Origin of the sequence: Vibrio sp. SCSIO 43140, from assembly GCF_023716585.1 — a bacterium.
Taxonomy (GTDB): Bacteria; Pseudomonadota; Gammaproteobacteria; order Enterobacterales; family Vibrionaceae; genus Vibrio; species Vibrio maritimus_B.
The window spans coordinates 1904303-1921978 of the sequence record NZ_CP071850.1; the positions used below are offsets into that span (position 1 = coordinate 1904303).

The 17676-nt window shown below is 44.9% G+C and carries 16 protein-coding genes; 6 read left to right on the forward strand and 10 right to left on the reverse strand.

Annotated elements, in window-relative coordinates; all coding sequences use genetic code 11:
- Window positions 1–153: 153 nt before the first annotated feature.
- Window positions 154–837 carry a response regulator gene (locus tag J4N45_RS08815; RefSeq protein ID WP_252014571.1) on the reverse strand — a complete coding sequence of 228 codons (684 nt, stop codon included), beginning with the start codon at window positions 835–837 and terminating at the stop codon, window positions 154–156.
- Window positions 834–2453 carry an ATP-binding protein gene (locus J4N45_RS08820; protein WP_252014572.1) on the reverse strand — a complete coding sequence of 540 codons (1620 nt, stop codon included), beginning with the start codon at window positions 2451–2453 and terminating at the stop codon, window positions 834–836. Before J4N45_RS08820 ends, J4N45_RS08815 begins: the two co-directional genes overlap by 4 nt.
- Window positions 2454–2858: 405 nt before the next feature.
- On the opposite strand from J4N45_RS08820, the gene J4N45_RS08825 reads away from it, so the two are divergent.
- The 5 genes from J4N45_RS08825 to J4N45_RS08845 all read left to right on the forward strand — a co-directional run bounded on the left by J4N45_RS08825 (window position 2859) and on the right by J4N45_RS08845 (window position 8028).
- Window positions 2859–3098, forward strand: a complete 240-nt coding sequence (locus J4N45_RS08825) for a cation transporter (protein WP_081935902.1) — start codon at window positions 2859–2861, stop codon at window positions 3096–3098.
- Between the two features lie 198 nt (window positions 3099–3296).
- Window positions 3297–4721, forward strand: coding sequence for a TolC family protein (locus J4N45_RS08830; RefSeq protein WP_252014573.1), 1425 nt, complete (start codon window positions 3297–3299; stop codon window positions 4719–4721).
- On the forward strand, window positions 4718–5689 hold the full coding sequence (locus tag J4N45_RS08835) for an HlyD family secretion protein (RefSeq protein ID WP_252014574.1): 972 nt from the start codon (window positions 4718–4720) through the stop codon (window positions 5687–5689). Before J4N45_RS08830 ends, J4N45_RS08835 begins: the two co-directional genes overlap by 4 nt.
- 9 nt (window positions 5690–5698) lie before the next feature.
- Entirely contained in the window at window positions 5699–6892 is a 1194-nt protein-coding gene (locus tag J4N45_RS08840) for an ABC transporter permease (protein WP_252014575.1), read from the forward strand.
- Window positions 6889–8028, forward strand: a complete 1140-nt coding sequence (locus tag J4N45_RS08845; RefSeq protein ID WP_252014576.1) for an ABC transporter permease — start codon at window positions 6889–6891, stop codon at window positions 8026–8028. The genes J4N45_RS08840 and J4N45_RS08845 overlap by 4 nt, the downstream gene beginning before the upstream one ends.
- A 115-nt stretch (window positions 8029–8143) precedes the next feature.
- Here J4N45_RS08845 and J4N45_RS08850 read toward each other — a convergent pair whose 3' ends face one another.
- The 7 genes from J4N45_RS08850 to J4N45_RS08880 all read right to left on the reverse strand — a co-directional run bounded on the left by J4N45_RS08850 (window position 8144) and on the right by J4N45_RS08880 (window position 16269).
- Window positions 8144–9445 carry a dicarboxylate/amino acid:cation symporter gene (locus J4N45_RS08850; protein ID WP_042472764.1) on the reverse strand — a complete coding sequence of 434 codons (1302 nt, stop codon included), beginning with the start codon at window positions 9443–9445 and terminating at the stop codon, window positions 8144–8146.
- A 345-nt stretch (window positions 9446–9790) separates the two neighbouring features.
- The gene (locus tag J4N45_RS08855; protein WP_252014577.1) at window positions 9791–10408 is read right to left on the reverse strand and encodes an FKBP-type peptidyl-prolyl cis-trans isomerase N-terminal domain-containing protein; all 618 of its coding nucleotides are present in this window, start codon (window positions 10406–10408) and stop codon (window positions 9791–9793) included.
- A 148-nt stretch (window positions 10409–10556) separates the two neighbouring features.
- The gene (gene phaC, locus J4N45_RS08860; RefSeq protein ID WP_252014578.1) at window positions 10557–12377 is read right to left on the reverse strand and encodes a class I poly(R)-hydroxyalkanoic acid synthase; all 1821 of its coding nucleotides are present in this window, start codon (window positions 12375–12377) and stop codon (window positions 10557–10559) included.
- An 85-nt stretch (window positions 12378–12462) separates the two neighbouring features.
- The gene (locus tag J4N45_RS08865) at window positions 12463–12810 is read right to left on the reverse strand and encodes a phasin family protein (protein ID WP_252014579.1); all 348 of its coding nucleotides are present in this window, start codon (window positions 12808–12810) and stop codon (window positions 12463–12465) included.
- Between the two features lie 78 nt (window positions 12811–12888).
- Window positions 12889–14094: an acetyl-CoA C-acetyltransferase gene (locus J4N45_RS08870; protein ID WP_252014580.1), complete on the reverse strand. Its 1206-nt coding sequence runs from the start codon at window positions 14092–14094 to the stop codon at window positions 12889–12891.
- Between the two features lie 18 nt (window positions 14095–14112).
- Window positions 14113–14853, reverse strand: coding sequence for an SDR family oxidoreductase (locus tag J4N45_RS08875; RefSeq protein WP_234495913.1), 741 nt, complete (start codon window positions 14851–14853; stop codon window positions 14113–14115).
- A 657-nt stretch (window positions 14854–15510) separates the two neighbouring features.
- Window positions 15511–16269: a phytanoyl-CoA dioxygenase family protein gene (locus tag J4N45_RS08880; RefSeq protein ID WP_252014581.1), complete on the reverse strand. Its 759-nt coding sequence runs from the start codon at window positions 16267–16269 to the stop codon at window positions 15511–15513.
- Between the two features lie 205 nt (window positions 16270–16474).
- Between J4N45_RS08880 and J4N45_RS08885 the strand changes: the two genes are divergently transcribed.
- Entirely contained in the window at window positions 16475–17335 is an 861-nt protein-coding gene (locus J4N45_RS08885) for a helix-turn-helix domain-containing protein (RefSeq protein ID WP_252014582.1), read from the forward strand.
- A 2-nt stretch (window positions 17336–17337) separates the two neighbouring features.
- On the opposite strand, the gene J4N45_RS08890 is transcribed toward J4N45_RS08885, so the two are convergent.
- A complete protein-coding gene (locus tag J4N45_RS08890; RefSeq protein WP_252014583.1) occupies window positions 17338–17673 on the reverse strand; it encodes a PTS fructose transporter subunit IIB in 336 nt (111 codons plus the stop codon).
- Window positions 17674–17676 lie beyond the last annotated feature (3 nt).

The following is a 17676-nucleotide window of genomic DNA, read 5'->3' on the forward strand; positions in this document are numbered from 1 at the left end:
GGGGAGGCTGGGAGGGGTAAAACGCCGGAGTTACGTGTTAACTCCGACTCCAATTTGAACACCGTTTTACACCCTATACAAACCGGAGAACCATAGGCTAGATCCTGACGTCGCATCGCCTATTTTTGTTGAGTGATAAACAGCAAGCTCTTGTTAATGCTGCCTCCGATAACAACGCTCCGGCCTACCTACCGACCCGTAATTTACATCAGCTTCAAGCTCCCCAGTACCAATTAAGAACTCCAGGTAACGCCTTGCGGTAGTACGGCTGGCACCAATACGCTCCCCTGCTTCATCGGCCGTATATAGGCTGTTTTCTTTAAAAAGTGCTCGTATTTTCTCCAGGGTAACGCCGTCGATTCCTTTTGGTAAACGCTGCTCGGAGCTCGACTCAGAACTGTTCGCTTGCATCATCTCATCGACTAAAGACTGGTTAAGACCGTCAGCGTCATGCAGCTTGGCCGTCCTCTTCTGATATTTTTTAAGAGCAGCTTCTAACCGTGGGAACATCACTGGTTTCAGTAGATAATCAATCACACCACCACGCATAGCATGCTGCAGTGTCTCGACATCGCGTGCAGCAGTAATCAGTATCACATCGCACTCTTGGTTCAGCGAACGAATATGGGTCAAAATTTCAATGCCGGTTCCATCTGGTAAATAGACGTCTAACATCACAAGTTCGGGTTCTAGAACCTCTAGTTGCATTTCTGCGTCGGCTTTCGAGGTCGCAATACCAACCACTTCAAAACCACCCATCTGTTCTAGATATCGGCGATGTAGTTCTGCGATCTTAAGATCGTCTTCTATTATCATGACTCGAGTTAAGTCATTCATGCTAATCCATCCTTCGGAATATAAATGGTCACGCGCGTGCCCATGGTGTCGTTTTCTATCATTTCTAGCTGCCCTTGGTATCTTTCTGTGAGTTGTTTGACCAAGAAAAGCCCTACACCACGATTGTGTGCCGATTTGCTCGATACCCCCCGCGTCGTCAGAGCATCAACGTTAAGGTGTTTGGGTAAACCACATCCCTTGTCTGATACTTCTAATATAATCTCGTTGCCAAAATCACTGATCGACACCTCTATTTGGGCGCGCTCAAAACGCTCATTAGGCGCGGCTTTTATTGCCGATTGTGTGGCATCGAACGCATTGTCGATCAAGTTACCCAAAATAGTGACGAGGTCATCAGCATTAATATTTTCAGGTAAAGGCTTTAGCCTAGATTCTTCGTCAACAAGCAATGACAAGCCAATCTCTCGAGCCCTCTCTGTTTTACCAAGCAACATACCTGCAATAAGCGGGTCTTTTACTGTTTCTCTCAAAAACTCAATAAGCTGTTGATAGTGTTCAGTTTCTTGACCTATCAAGCTTTGAACCGCTTCGACTTCACCCATTTGTACCAGCCCACTAATGGTATTGAGCTTGTTGCGATGCTCATGGGTTTGAGATCGCAGCATCTCTGCATAGGCTTTAGTCTGAGAGAGCTGGTCGGTTAGTTCGCTAATCTCATCTCTTAGCCGGAAGCTCGACACGGCACCTATTACTTTACCGTCAACAAGAATCGGACTGCGGTTCGCAACAATTCGCTGCTGATTTAAGTACAACTCAATATCGTGGTCAATTTCTTGACTGTCGATCAAAGACTGAAGGTCTGAGTTTGGTAGAACGCGGGTTAAAGGCTGATTCATCACCTTTTCTTTGGTGAGTCCCAAGATCTCGCAAGCACTGGTATTAATGGAACGAAGCACACCATGGGTATCGATACTGATCACCCCCTCTTTGATGGTGCTCATGGTGACATCAAGCTCACCATAGAGTCGACCAATCTCCTCTGGTTCAAAACCAAGAATAGCTTTTTGGAAACGTCGTGAGATGAAATAAGAGATGATTGCGTTGGCAATCAAAACGAGTATTGCCATGCCTATCAAAAACAATAGATAAGGCTCGATTCGATCTTGCAATCGGTCGAGCAAATAACCCACAGAGACAACACCGATAACATTACCATCTTCGTCGAACACGGCGGCTTTGCCTCGAACCGATTTACCAAGGGAGCCTTCTGCGAACGAGACGTAAGACTTTCCATGGATAAGCGCGAGGTCATTATCCCCCCCTTTCATCGGTAGACCAATTCGCTCATCAATAGGGTGAATTAGACGAATACCATCTTTGTCACCAATCACGATAAAAGCTGCACCAATCATCTCGGTAAGGCCTCTATAGCGTGCTTGCATTAGGGACGATGTGTCGTACTGAATCATATGAATTACGGAAGAGGATTGAGCGAGAAATGTGGCAACACCTTTAGCCTTAAGCCCCATTTCCTCTTCTTGAGATTGTTTAATGTAACTAAATCCCGCTAACGTCAAGACAAGCAACTGCAGCAATCCCGACACTGTCATGATGATCAGCATTCGGTATCGAAAACTTATCTGGTTCCATTTCATGTTCACTCTCCCTAAGGCAAACACTGTAACAGTGCTGTAACATGACGGCATCTCTGTGAATGTGGTTCTGTGAGCTCCTAGGCTATTTTCGAATGATTAACGATTCTCAACGTACGTTAACATTAGGTTACACACTCAAATCGTTGCATTGCTGTTCACTCTTTAACCTGATCAAGATCACATCATTTTTAGATTAATTTTAGAACTCTCACCTACCACTTTCGTATAGTATGAAGTGTCAGTTGACTAGGTTGAATCTCGGCTTCCCCGAATGCAGAGACTCTAGACATGTTAAAAAGATGTAACTAGTCGTAGGCCATCGAGCCAGACAATAAAAATAAAATAGCAATGAAGCAGTAATAACCGTAACCAATAATTATTAGAACTATGACAAGGGAATAGATTATGGAACGTGACTGTTTTGGAATTTGCCTAGATAGGGCTTTGCTGTCGCGCAATCGACGTGCAACCTTTACGCATGTGAGGGCTTACCAAACCACTAACTCGCCTGAGGACGACTTAGATCAAGATGTTCAAGTCTCGTTTGCTTCTCCTCAAATGTCGGGTAGCGAAGTGTTAAAAGCACTTCTTAAATCAAAACACTTATTGTGGCGTGCAGGTTATGTCTGCCCCTCCCACGATTAATTGTTTAATTCGCTAGCAAAAAGCAAAGTCTCTCCCGGCTTTGCTTTTTTTTCGTTTGAATTATTTCCTTCAATAAATTCGAAAAAACAGAGACATACACACGCTAATAGTGAAATACCATCTATATTTAGGTTATTGCACACCATTTTATTAGAGCATATACTCTAGATAATTTTTTAACATCGGTTTGGAGCATTCATGAAGATCAAGTCCCTGCCACTGGCTTTGGGCGCTTTGCTAGGAACGCTTTCACTTAGCAGCTTAGCTGCAGAAGTCTCTTTTGATGAAGCATGGCAACTGCTTCAGCAGAACAACAATTCACTAGCAGCGCAGCGCGCCAATGTAGAGCGATATGGCCACTTAAAAGACGCTTCAAGCAGTCTCAATCTACCTAAAGTAACGGTTGGGGCAAACTATACTCGCCTTGACCAAGACGTCACATTGAACGGTCAACAGTTCGCAGATAGTTTAAGCGGCGTACCCAATATCCCCATCCCAGGCTTGGGGCAAGCGCTTGGTAGCTTGCTTGGCGGCGTAACTTCTACACTTGAGCACAAAGACATTTTCAGCTCCTCTATTCGTGCTGTCTGGCCTATCTTCACCGGTGGTCGTATTACGGCGGCGCAAACCGCGGCTGAAGGTAAAAAAGAAGAAGCCCAAAGCCAGCTAGCGATGGAAGTACAAGCTCGCTATGAAGATCTCAGTAAATACTATTTCAGTGTCATCCTAGCTAAAAACGTCGTCGATACTCGCATGGCGGTGGAGAAAGGATTAACCAAACATCGTGATTTCGCCATCAAGCTGGAAGAGCAAGGTCAAATCGCACGTGTCGAACGTTTGCAAGCCGAGGCATCACTCGATAAGGCAGTAGTAGAGCGCAAGAAAGCTGAACACAGCCTAAACATTGCGCAAGCAGCGCTAACTCAAGTACTGGGTCAAACCGAAACCGTAGAGCCTCGTGACGAGCTATTTATCAATCGAAACCTGCCCCCGCTTGATGCGTTCGTCGATCAAACTCTAGACACCTACCCTGGTCTCGCTATTCTCGATGCAAAAGAGAAACAAGCAAGCAGCCTAATGAAAGCAGAGAAAGGCAAATACTATCCTGAAGTCTATGCCTACGGTGATTACAGTCTATATCACGGAGACTCCCTAACCAGTCAGCTTAAACCAGATTGGCTAGTAGGTATCGGCGTTAGTGTTCCCCTGCTTGAAAACACGGGTCGCAGCGAACAAATGAAAGCGGCAAACAGTGCGGTTTCTCAAGTACAGTTCCTGCGCAATCAGGCTCGCCAAGATCTCAGCGTGCTCGTTGAGAAAACCTACCTTGAAGCGCAGCAAGCTTTGGACGAAGTTCAGGGCTTAAACTCAAGCATCCAACTGGCGCAAGAAAACCTAAAACTGCGTCAGAAAGCCTTTTCACAAGGTCTAGGTCGCTCGCTCGACGTGGTTGATGCCGAGCTATATCTCGCCAGTATAAAAACGCAACAGGATGCCGCAAGCTTCCAGTATCTGTTATCACTAAACAAACTTCTCGCACTTTCTAGTGAGATGAACAACTTCGCTACGTACAAACATAACGCAATTACTCCTGCACAACTTAGAACTGAGGACGCATCATGAACAAGGTAAAACCGGCACTAGTGACATTAGGCGCTGTAGCTGTAATCGGCTGGGTTGGCTATAAGTTCTTTGATGCTTACCAAACACCACCTCTTCGTATTCAAGGTCAAATAGAATCACAGCAGTACAGCATCTCATCTAAGGTACCTGGTCGTATTGATGAGGTGATGGTACGCAAAGGCGATAATGTTTCTGAAGGACAGCTTATCTTTACAATTCACAGTCCTGAGATTGAAGCCAAGCTTGAGCAAGCAGTTGCTGGCCAAAAAGCAGCAGGCGCATTAGCGAAAGAAGCAGAAATTGGCGCAAGACAACAGCAGATTCAAGCGGCAGAAGATCAATGGCGTAAAGCGAAAGCGGCTGCGGCATTGATGGAAAAAACTTATCTTCGTGTCAATAACCTCTATAAAGACGGCGTCGTTGCTGAGCAAAAGCGTGACGAAGCACTAACGCAGTGGCAAGCAGCAAAATATACCGAAAGCGCGGCGTATCAGATGTTCCAGATGACGAAAGAAGGTGCACGTGACGAGACTAAGCTAGCAGCCGCAGAAAAAGCACGTATGGCCGCGGGTGCCGTAGCAGAAGTAGAAGCGTATGCTGCCGATACACAAATCCATTCTTGGTTTGATGGTGAAGTATCTCAAGTGCTACTTCACAGTGGTGAACTAGCACCACAAGGTTTCCCTGTTGTGACCGTCATTGATACGAAAGATACTTGGGCCGTGTTTAATGTTCGTGAAGACGCGTTAAACCGCTTTGAGAAAGGCAGCGAATTTGATGCCTACATTCCAGCGCTCGATGAGTCAGTCACGTTCAAAGTTACACACGTTGCGGTAATGGGTGATTTTGCAACTTGGCGTTCTACTGATGCGACGCAAGGCTTTGATCTGCGCACATTTGAGGTTGAAGCGAGGCCATTAGACGACGTAGAGCTTCGTATGGGTATGAGTTTGGTCGTAGAACTGTAAGGCGCGGTTATGTCTCAAACTTCACCTACTCTCTCTATTGCTTCTCGTAGAAAGCTAGTAAAGAGTCACTTTCGTAGCCAGTGGCACCTACTCAGACATGACAAATGGCTATTGTCATGTCTAACATGGGTGCCCATTTTGCTCTGCTTGTCTATTTACTGGATCTTCTCTCAAGGGATAGCAAGCAACCTTCCGATTGGTGTTGTCGATCAAAGCAAAAGCAACTTGTCACAAAAGCTCATTCGAAATTATGATGCGACATCAATGCTCAGTGTTGACGACCAATATGAAGATATTGGTCAGGCAAGAGAGGCTTTAGTCGAGGGCGACATCTATGCCATTTTGTACGTGCCACCGGGCTTCGATAAGGCGATAGTGAGATCCGTAGCTCCTCAGGTCACTCTGTTCTACAACAGTCAGTACATACTTGTCGGGCGATTGATTAACTCTGCAGCATTGCAAGCCCAAGGGACATTTAATGCCCAAGTAGAAGTTGTGAAAGCACTCTCAAAAGGCAACACAACGGGCGCGGCTGCCGTCGGCAAAGCCGTTACCGTTAGAACGCAGATAACGCCTCTTTTTAATAAGGGTACCAACTACGCTCAGTTTCTGGTGACCGCGATTGTCCCTGCCATTTGGCAGATAGCCATCGTGTCATTTACCGTGCTCGCGTTAAGTGCCAACTATCGAGTAGCAGGCATTGCTCCGTGGTTAGGTAAAGGGAGCATTGTTAGAAACCTCAGCAATACGTTGTTTCCCTACTTTGTTTGGTTTGCATTACTTGGATTGGCGTTTCTAATCTGGTTTTATGACTTGATTGGCTGGCCAATGGAAGGAAGCTGGACAGTATTGATTTTTGCTCAGCTGGTCACGACCGCTGCTTGTATGATCATGGGGGCGCTGTTCTTTTTCCTAACTTGCGATGCTGCTAGGGCAATGAGCTTCGCTGGCGCCTTCACCGCACCAAGTTTTGCGTTTATGGGTATCACCTTCCCTGCCACGGATATGGGGCCGCTCGCTGTTTTTTGGCGCGAGCTGTTGCCTATTAGTCACTACATTGAGGTTCAGGTGAGTCAAGCAAGTTACGGTGTTCATGCGGCACAGTCGCTAGCTCATCTAATGCCTTTGATTGGCTACATTATTCCACTGGCGCTCACCGTTATGCTGATTAAAAAGCATCTAGCTAAGGAGTTATCAGCATGACCTTGTTAGAACACATTAAACTTGAACTCAAAGCAGTTCTCACTAATCCCGTGGTTGTTTTGACGGTATTTGGCGGAGTCATATTCTATTCGTTTCTCTACCCTCTTCCATACAGTCAGCAGACGCCAAGAGAACAACCGATTTCAGTCGTTAATCTCGACCAAAGCCAAACGAGTTTCCAACTCGAGCGAATGGTCGACGCAACGCCGAATGTCCATGTGGTGAAGCGCGATCACACCATAGAGCAAGCAAAGCAAGCTTTCATCAACGGTGACATCACAGGATTTCTGGTCATCCCTGAGCATTTCTATAAAGATCTTATGTTAGGTAAGAGTCCGGTACTAGCATACGCGGGCGATGCATCGTTGTTCTTGGTTTACGGCACTGTGGTCGAAGGGTTAGCGCAGGCGGGCGGAACATTAGCAGCCAAGGCCAAGGTTTCAAAGCTTTTGATTGATGGTGTACCGCTTGAGTTAGCGAGTCAGCAATACTCGGCAACTCGGCTCAATGCAAAACCTACATTTAACCCTCGTATGGGGTATGTAGATTATGTCGTCCCAGCGGTATTTGTTCTGATTTTACAACAGACACTGGCCATGGCATCTGGACTGGTTGGTGGGACGCAACGTCAAGGCAAAGGCTATTGGAGCTCACAGTCAGTGATATCTGTTATCGCAGTTAGAAGCTTTGTACTCACCGCCATCTACTATCTGCTGGGTATGTTCTACTTTGGCGCCAGCTTTAGTATGTATGGGATTAGCACGCTCGCCAATCCATTCGAAATTCTCACTTTAATGCTACCGTTCTTTTTGACGTCTTGCTTTATTGGGATTTTCCTAGGAGCGCTAACGCCTCGCAGAGAATTGGTGACTGTCGTTGTGTTGATTAGCTCTATGCCTTTAATCTTTTCTGCAGGCTTTATCTGGCCCACTGAAATGCTTCCAGCACCAATGCAATGGTTCGCAGCAGCCTTCCCTACTCAAGCGGCTATCAGCGGGTTCTTGAAGCTAAATCAAATGGGAGCAGATTGGACTCAGATTCGAAGTGATTGGACACAGCTTTGGGTGCTTACCGTTGTTTGGGGGGCGATTGCAGCTTGGTGCTTCAAGAAATACCGGTACAGTTCAGTAGATTGATAGCACCGTCTAAGGGCCATCGACAACAATTAAAATAGAATGCAAAAGGGCCAGTGGATAACCACTGGCCCTTTCTTTATCTGCTGATTTGTTATCTGCTAACTAGAAGTCTAAATTAGCTGTGCACTAGCTCAACTTTTTCTTCTTTCTCACCAGCTGCTGGGTCGTTGAACTTCTCTACATCTAGAGAACCCTCAGACTTAGCCACGATACACGTTACCGCGCTGTCACCAGTGATGTTAACCGCAGTACGGATCATATCTAGTAGACGGTCAACACCCATGATAAGAGCGATACCTTCTAGTGGCAGACCTACTTGGTTTAGTACCATCGCCAGCATGATTAGACCAACACCAGGAACGCCCGCTGTACCGATAGACGCCAACGTAGCGGTCAAGATAACCGTCAGGTAATCACCCATAGTGAGGTCGATGTTAAATGCCTGAGCAATAAACGCCGTCGCGACACCCTGCATGATAGCCGTACCATCCATGTTGATGGTCGCACCTAGTGGGATAGTGAACGAAGAAACCTTGTTATCAACACCAAGACGGTTTTGAGCCGTTTCCATCGTCACTGGAATTGTCGCGTTTGAAGAAGCCGTTGAGAAAGCAAACATTACGGCATCTTCCATCTTCTTCAGGAACGTAATTGGGCTTAGACCTGTGAAAGACTTAAGCATCACGCTGTATGTCACCAGACCGTGTAGAAGCAGCGTTGCTGTAAGTACTAAGAAGTACTCTGCTAGGTTAAAGATGGCACTTAGACCAAGACCTGTGAATAGCTTCGCCATTAGGAAGAACACACCGTAAGGCGCGATGTTCATCAGCAAAGCGACCAGTTTCATGATCACTTCATTGAGGTCACGGAAAACTGATGCGATGCGCTCACCAGGCTCACCGGCTGCACTGATAGCGATACCAAACAGAACCGCGAACACGATTACCTGAAGGGTTTTGCCTTCAGCCATCGCACTGATCGGGTTGGTTGGGAACATATCGATAATAACTTGTCCCAGAGATGGGGCTTCAGCAGCAGCGAATGAACTTGCCGCGGTTAGGTCAGCACCGGCACCTGGTTGGAACACAGTACCCATTGTTAGGGCTAGCGTGATAGCGACTGCAGTTGTCGCGACGTAAAACAGAACGGTTTTACCACCTAAACGGCCGAGTGTGGTGACGTCTTTAAGAGAGCTGGTACCGCAAACTAGTGATACAAATACCAGTGGGACAACGAGCATTTTCAAGCTGGCGATAAAGACTTGACCACCAACCTCGAAAAGACCGTTTACAATGTATGCGTCTACAAATCCGTTCTCAGCAAATAGACCTCGAATAGCGAAGCCTGTCAAAATACCTGCAACCATACCGATGATCACTCGAGATGTCAGTGACATTGGTTTCTTGGCGTTAGTCATAATTACTCCTTATTTTTATAACGCTTCTTGATGGAGTCATCAAAAGCCGGAGCAGATTAGCAGCACAAACTAGTTGATTAGAATCACAAATTTGTTTCCCGATCCCGTGACGTGACAGAGATCACTCTAAATGTTATTAAAACACTGTTCATAAAAACAAATAAGCCACAAAAACGACACATAAAAGCATAGATATAAACTTTAGGTGATTATTTGAGCATTATATTCTTTTAAGCTTCAGATAAGTTTTATTAATGGCTGTTCGCAACATCCAAATACGATATCACCCAAACCAAAAAGACCAGCATTAAATGCTGGTCTTTTCGTAACACTAAGTATTTACGACTACTTGGATTCAACGGCCTCAAGCTTGAGGTCAAAGATCACCGCAGTTTCTGCTGGAACGGTAGGGTGAGCGTCTTCTTTGTAAGCAAGATGTGCAGGGACGTATAAACGCCACGTTGCTCCGATTGGCATTTCTTTAAGAGCGACTAACCATGAAACAGGAGCTTGTTGCATAGTTACTCGCATCGGCTCGGGTAAGTGAGCCGAACCGTCCACTTGCTGACCATTCAAAAGCCACGTTTTATGACGCACAACAAACTGGCTATTAGCATCCGATTCATTCTCTTCCACTCCGGCATGAATAATCTCATACTGGATACCAGAGCTGTGAATATTCACTTCCTCTCGAGCGCCATTTCGCTCAAAAAATGTCGCTTCGAACTGTTGCTTCTGCTCGAGATGCTCTGCTTGCGCACGCTTGCGCTGCTCTTCCATCTCTTTCTTAAGTTCTTCAGCTTCACTTGGGTCAAAAGGCCATGGTTTTTGCATAAACGCTTCCATGATCGCCTCTTGAATAATTTTGATGTTCATTTTTGGAAATGACTTTTGTGCCAACTCTTTAGCGATTTCTCGCCCGTAGATGTAGCTAACTTTTTGTTCTAGTGTTTCAATTTCCATAACAACCTCTGGGATTCTAGCTATGGATTCATCATACGTATCATTAGAGAAAAAAAAAGTATGTTACGGATACTCGAAGTGCGTTGATACTTCGGCTAAAAGTGTGGATGGTTGAAAAAAAGGGCCAATGAATGGCCCTTGAGATTATTTACGCTGATTCTTTGGATTCAGACTCTGGTTGAGGTGCAACGTCCATCGACTCTATGACCGGCAAAGTCTGCAACACAAACTCCCCTGGAGCTTGAGACAGTACAGGGTAATCCTCATTTCCAACTGGGAACGGATCTACCTGTTCGTCTGCAATATATTGCTGCAGCCACTCGTTCCAATGCAGCCACCACGAACCTTTGTTGTGGTCTGCATTGTTAATCCACTCTTCAGCAGACTCATCAAGCGTTGAGTTAGTCCAGAAACCATATTTCTCTTTAGCAGGATGATTAACGATACCTGCTATGTGGCCCGACTCACCAAGAACGAAAGTCTTATTACCGCCCATCTTCAATGCGCCGCGGTAAGTGCCTTGCCAGAGTGCAATATGATCTTCTTTAGTAGAGATAAAGTAGCTTGGAATACGAATCTTATCGAGATCAATCCAAACACCACCAATCTTAACGCCCTTATCCTGAACTAGCTTGTTCTCTAGATACAGTTGACGCAGTAAGAAGTTGTGTGTCGCTGCTGCAACGTTCGTACTGTCACTGTTCCAGTAGAGTAAATCGAAGTCTACTGGGCTATTACCTTTGAGGTAGTTATCGATGTAGTAGTTCCAGTACAGGCTGTTCTCACGCAGTAGGCTGAATGTCACACTGAGTGAGCGACCATCCATATAACCTAGCGAGTTGTTCTGAACCTCGATAGCGCGGATAATAGTGTCATTAATATACGCCCCTACCTCACCCGGCTGACTAAAATCGAGCAGTGTAGTAAAGAAGGAAGCAGAAACGATACGCTTCTTCATTCGCTTCGCGGCATAATACGCAACTGTCGAGGCGAGTACCGTACCACCAATACAGTAACCTGCTGCGTTGATCTGATCTTTGCCAGTAATCGACTCGATCGCCGCAACTGCTTTAACAACGCCTTCGGTAACATAGTCGCCAAACTCTACTTTAGCTTGAGATGGCCCTGGGTTGCGCCAAGACATCATGAACACTGAGTGTCCTTGCTCAAGCAGCCACTTAACCATTGAGTTTTTCTCTCTCAGGTCAAGGATGTAATACTTATTGATAAATGGCGGGACGATGAGTAATGGTGTAGCGTTTACTTTTTCTGTCACAGGTCGATATTGAATCAGCTCGAATAACTCATTCTTAAACACGACATCGCCAGGAGTGTTAGCGACATGCTCACCAATTTGGAACGCTTCGGTATTGGTCATACGGATTTTTAATACATCCGCACTTGCTTCCATGTCTTCTTGGAACTGCTGCAATCCGGCGAGCAAGTTTTCACCATTTTGCTCTAATGTCAGCTTTAGAAGCTCAGGGTTGGTTGCAATGAAGTTGGTTGGAGACAGCGCATTAAGCGTCTGGCGAGAAAAGAAGGTCAGTCGTTCTTTGATTTTTTCATCGACACCCTCAACCGAGTTAATCGTGTCTAGATAGGTTTTACTGAACAGTACATAAGACTGCTTAATGAAATTGTAAAACGCCTCTTCTTTCCATGCGTCGTCTTGAAAGCGACGGTCGCCTTTCTCAACGTCGACAACTTGTTCATTGCTCGCTTGCAAAGCAACACGTTGCCAAATTTCTAGTTGTTGCATCCACCACTTAGTTTGCATATCTAACATAGCGGCGGGTTGCTTGGATGCCTTGTCCATAAACTCTGCAGTATCCTCAGCATTGAGCTCCTGCATCGCTTGTGTCAGTGGGCTATTTACGGCTGCCTTGCCTTGCTCGAAGTCTTTCCACCATTGCTGGTTGCTCTCCTGCAGTTTCACAAGGTAGTCCGAAAAGAAGTTTTGGAACATAGCTAAAACCCTTTTCTTGGAAACAAAAAAGGTTGCGGGAACGAGTGCCCCCGCAACCCTCTATATATATAAAGTATTGCTGAAATTAAGCAGGTGTACTTGCTTTTACAGCTTCAGTCGTGATCGCTTCTAGGTCTTCTTTGAATTCTTTCGCTACTTGCTGAAGCTTATTGCTGTCATCCATCATCTGCTGAGATAGACGAGATAGCGTGTTCAGCTGTTGGCTATTGAAAACCGCAAGAGAAGAAACGTCTTTAATCTCTGTTACTGCTTTCATTTGGTTTACGCCTAGCTCACTGTATGCGCGCATCGCGTTAAGTTGAAGATCCGTCAACGTTTCTACGTTCTTTGTCATCAATTTGTTGAACTTAGTGTATGGTTCAAACGTTTTTTCAGACTGCTCGTTGATCACTTTGAAAATATCCGTGTACATAATCATTTCTCCTAAGAAATAAACATTCCAGTTTCTAACTAAAATCTATCCCAGTTACTTGGGCTTCCGACAACTCAATTAACAGCGCTTAACAACGACTGCAGTTCCCATGCCACCACCGACACACAGTGAGGCGACACCTAGGTTTTTCTTCTCTCGAAGCATTTCGTGAATCAGGGTAACGATGATTCGGTTACCTGATGCACCTAGAGGGTGACCCAGAGCAATAGCACCACCATTGGGGTTGGCTTTTTGCAGAATTGACTCTGCAGATACGCCATGCTCAGAGGCTAAATTACGAATTACACCAAGGGCTTGCGCAGCAAACGCTTCGTTTAACTCAAATACATTCACATCAGAAATCGCGACTTCAGCTTTGGATAAAGCATTAGTGACAGCTTGAACAGGACCAAGCCCCATAATTTGAGGATCAAGACCAGTCTGAGCACTTGCCACCAACTCACAAAGTGGCGTTAAGCCAAGTCGAGTAACGACTGATTCAGACGCAACAATCAAAGCACTTGCACCATCATTGATCCCAGACGCATTACCAGCGGTCACACTACCTTCTCGGTCAAATGCTGGGCGCAGCTTCGCTAAACCTTCCATTGTTGCATCCACTTTTGGATACTCATCAGTCGCAAACTCAACAACATTACGACGAACCTTTACTTCAACAGGAACGATCTCTTCGTTGAACTTACCTGCTTCAATCGCGGCAACTGCTTTTTGTTGACTGCTTAGGGCATAGGCGTCCTGGTCATCGCGAGAGATATCGACTTGTTTAGCAATATTCTCTGCGGTCACTCCCATATGGTAAGCATTAAATACATCGGTCAAACCATCAGCGACCAATAAGTCTTTCGCGGTCATGTCACCCATTTTATGTCCACTACGTGCAGTAGCTGGCATTGCGAATGGAATTTGCGACATGACTTCAACACCTGCAGCAACGACTATTTCTGCTTCGCCTGCCTTAATATGTGACGCGGCATCCATTAATGTTTTCATACCACTACCACACACCATATTTAGTGTATAGGCTGGGACTTCTGCAGGGATACCCGCTTTAATTGATGCTTGACGACCGATGCCCATGCCTTGATTTGCGCTGACAACATTACCAACAATAACTTCATCAATATCTTCAACTGAAATAGGTGTTGAATCTAACGCGCCTTTAATTGCTGTAGCAGCTAAGTCACCTGCAGAAATATTTTTAAGGGTACCACCAAAACTACCAATTGCAGTTCGCTTCGCTGCAACAATAAATACTTTTTCCATCGTTATCCCTTTAAGCTGTTAAGCCATGTATAAGCCGCCGTTAATAGCGATCGTTTCGCCTGTAATATATCCCGCCTCTTCACTAGCCAAGAAAGCAACCGACGATGCAATCTCTTCTGGTTTAGCTAAACGTTTCAGTGGAATTGTGCTTTTTATTGAGTCCAATACATCTTCACGCATTGCTTCAACCATTGGCGTACCTGTATAGCCAGGAGCAACTACGTTAGCCGTAACCCCAGCTCGCGCACCTTCTGCTGCCAAAGCTTTAGTGAATCCAATCATGCCTGCTTTCGCTGCTGCGTAGTTAGTTTGACCAAACTGACCTTTCTGGCCATTGACTGATGAGATATTGATGACGCGGCCATTGCCTTTTTCACACATTGCCGCGAAGAGAGGTTGTGTCACGTTGAACACACTATTTAGGTTGGTATTAATAACATCGAACCAGTTGTTCGATGACATTTTCTTAAATTGGCCGTCTCGAGTAATTCCGGCATTGTTTACCACTAGGTCAAACGTGCCTTCCTCTTGCTGTAATAAACCTAGCTTTTCTCTGCACTCTTCAGTATCAGTAACATCAAGTTCAAATAGACGAACCTGATCTTCGGTGAAGCCCTTTTCATCAAACCAACGTTTAGCACACTCGTAATTACCTGTGCTGTACGTAGCAATTAGACGATAGTTTTCCTCAACGAGTTTAGAAGAGATAGCAGATCCAATTCCGCCTTTCGATCCTGTGATTATTGCGAGCTTTTTCATTGGTGACTCCATTCCTAGCAACTAGCTTTATTAGCTATTTTATTAAAATTAAAACTTGACGACCTAGTGCGCTTCTATCCGTAGCTGACTCTTATTATTGAAATTACACAGCTTTTGTTACGCTTTAAGTTTTAAATACAAATTTAAAGGAATCTTAATATTTGACCATCGAATATTTCAGGAAGGCGTTATAATGTTGATCACTATCACAAAGTGGTATGTAATCATGTTTATTGACTTATTTTTGCAAAAAACCTCAATAACAAACTCGTAACTAACTGAATATTTTATATTAATCCGTTAAATAATAGTTTTGTTATTAATTTCACACTTATTTACGTGCACTATTTAGGTGCAACACAATAGGAAATAAGGGGTTACAATTACAAATATGTCCAGAGCTAAATGATATATATATCGTATTAACTTGCTGAATTTACTCAATATTAAAATAGTGCAAGACACCTATTATTTAACACAATAACAACAACAGTTAACACAAGTAAAACAACCTCCCTATAATGAGTCAAGGCACGACTCATCATAGGGATTTGCAGAATAACGTGAGCAGATTCACCTACAAAAGACAAGGTGATGCGAAGGGAAAACTTTTGAGAATAGTCGCAATTTTCAATATCGTACAGTTTTCGGTGAAAACTATACCCCAAGCAACTTTCTCTGAGCTTGATTTAATCTAAGTGCTGTTTCTGGGCGTAACCACTTTTTCTGATCTTGTTGTTGTATACCATCAGCTGAAACATACAAGCCATGCAAAACACGTCGGCGAGAGCCGATGTAATTGATGGTACCTCCATGCCATGTGTGGGCATTGAATATCATAATGCTACCGGCTGGGCATTCTAAATGCACTTCTTGGGGATGTGTCGCCTCGGTGTCTTCCAACACATCCTCAGGCAACTCGGGTCTTAGGTGCGTGCCAGGAATGATTCTAGGTGCTCCATTCTCTTTACACAGATCATCCAGTGCCCAAATCGAGTTTACCAAATGGACTTTTGGAAAATCAGGTCTTGGTTTTTTCCAGTCTCCGTGGAGTGGCTGCATACCACCGCCTGGATGAGCCTCTCTCCCATTTAGGCTAGAGACCTTGAACTCGCCTTTGAAAATATGTTGGCACGCATCGAGTACCAATGGATGAGACCACACTTTCTCCCATACCGTGCCCTTATTAATCAGGTTCGCGATACGTGTAACTGTCTCTTCTTGGTGATGCTCAATCGCGAGCTGGTCACCCTCTTTTTCAACGAGCTGGTCGAATTTATCTCTAAGCTCTTGCAACCACTCTGGGTCAATGACATCTGGGATAATCGTAAAACCGTGGGTATCTAATTCATCGTATTGGCGTGGCGTTAATCCATCGAGGGAGTAGAGCCCTGTCAGTGTTGTTTCGTGACTCATTTTATTATCCTTATTGGCTGACTTTTCACCTCTCAATTTACTGCTCTTTTCGTCTAAATCCTGTAGGGGAAATCTACGATTAACTGGACATTTGTTAGATCGTTATCTAAATGTGAACCACCTCAAACCGCTTGAAATATCAAGTGACGTATAATGCCAACTCGAATCAATACATCACTATTTTCTAGAAGAATGTTATAAAAGCATGTTAGACAGAACATACCTTATTGAAGCGCTTCACCACTATGCTACGCAAACCGCAGAAATACATTCCCTGCAGTTCGCGGGCAACTTGCCAAGTCCACCTCCCCTTGCCTACCAGGTTCATTTCCCACGCATTGAAATGGTACTTATTGGAGAGTTGGAAATGGACGTAGGTAATAACGTAGGAACGGATACTGGTGTCGTATTAAAGCAAGGAGATGTTCTTTACCTACCCGCGGAGAGCTGGAACAAACCTAATTGGGATAAACCGGTTGTCACCATGACCATATTGGTCGGCAAACAAAGCTTTGGCATGAGCTTGCTCAGTTGGGATGGAGAAAAGTTTGATTCTGCCATCAAAGAAAACGTCGCCAGACGTGGACCAAGAACTGGCTCATTTATACTGCAAGCGATCGAGGAGCTGGCATGGCACTCACAAGATCAAAATACGCTGAGATTACTCGCGAGCAGCTTGTTTAGTCATATCCATGACCTGATTCATAACCCACCAGAAACACCATCTAAGAGTAAAGCCCTGTTCGATGCGGTTAGGGATTACTTAGAGCAGAACTACCACGAGCCACTTACTCGCGAATCGGTCGCTAAACACTTTTATGTTTCACCGAATTACTTGTCACAGCTTTTTCATAAAGAAGGCAATGTTAAGTTTAATGAGTATCTGACTAGGATTCGATTGGAGAGAGCAAAGTATCTATTAAAACAATACGATACGAAAGTTAAGGAAGTCGCACATCGCTGTGGATTCAATGATAGTAATTACTTTTGCCGAGTGTTCAAACAACAAACTGACCGTTCCCCTTCACAGTATCGAGCGCACTATCAAAGCGGAACGGTAGAATAGATCTATACGTTGATAACGGTTCCTGCTGGGGCGCGTTTCGCGCGCTCTATTGCACTCATCGCCAATTCTGGGTTACGCAGAAAGTCTGAAATCGACATTTTAATCAGTCGTGATTGCGCGAATCGCTCCACACCCTCAATGTTGATATCCGCAATAATGAAGGCAACGTCCGCTTCGTCTATGGCTGCTTGATCAATAGCGTTCTCTGACCCCAGAGCGCCTTGAGTCTCAACCTGAATCTTATAACCAGCTTTCTTAGCAGACTTCTCTAATAATTCTGCGGCCATATAGGTGTGCGCAACACCGCTAATACACGCCGTAACTCCAACTAACTTCATTCT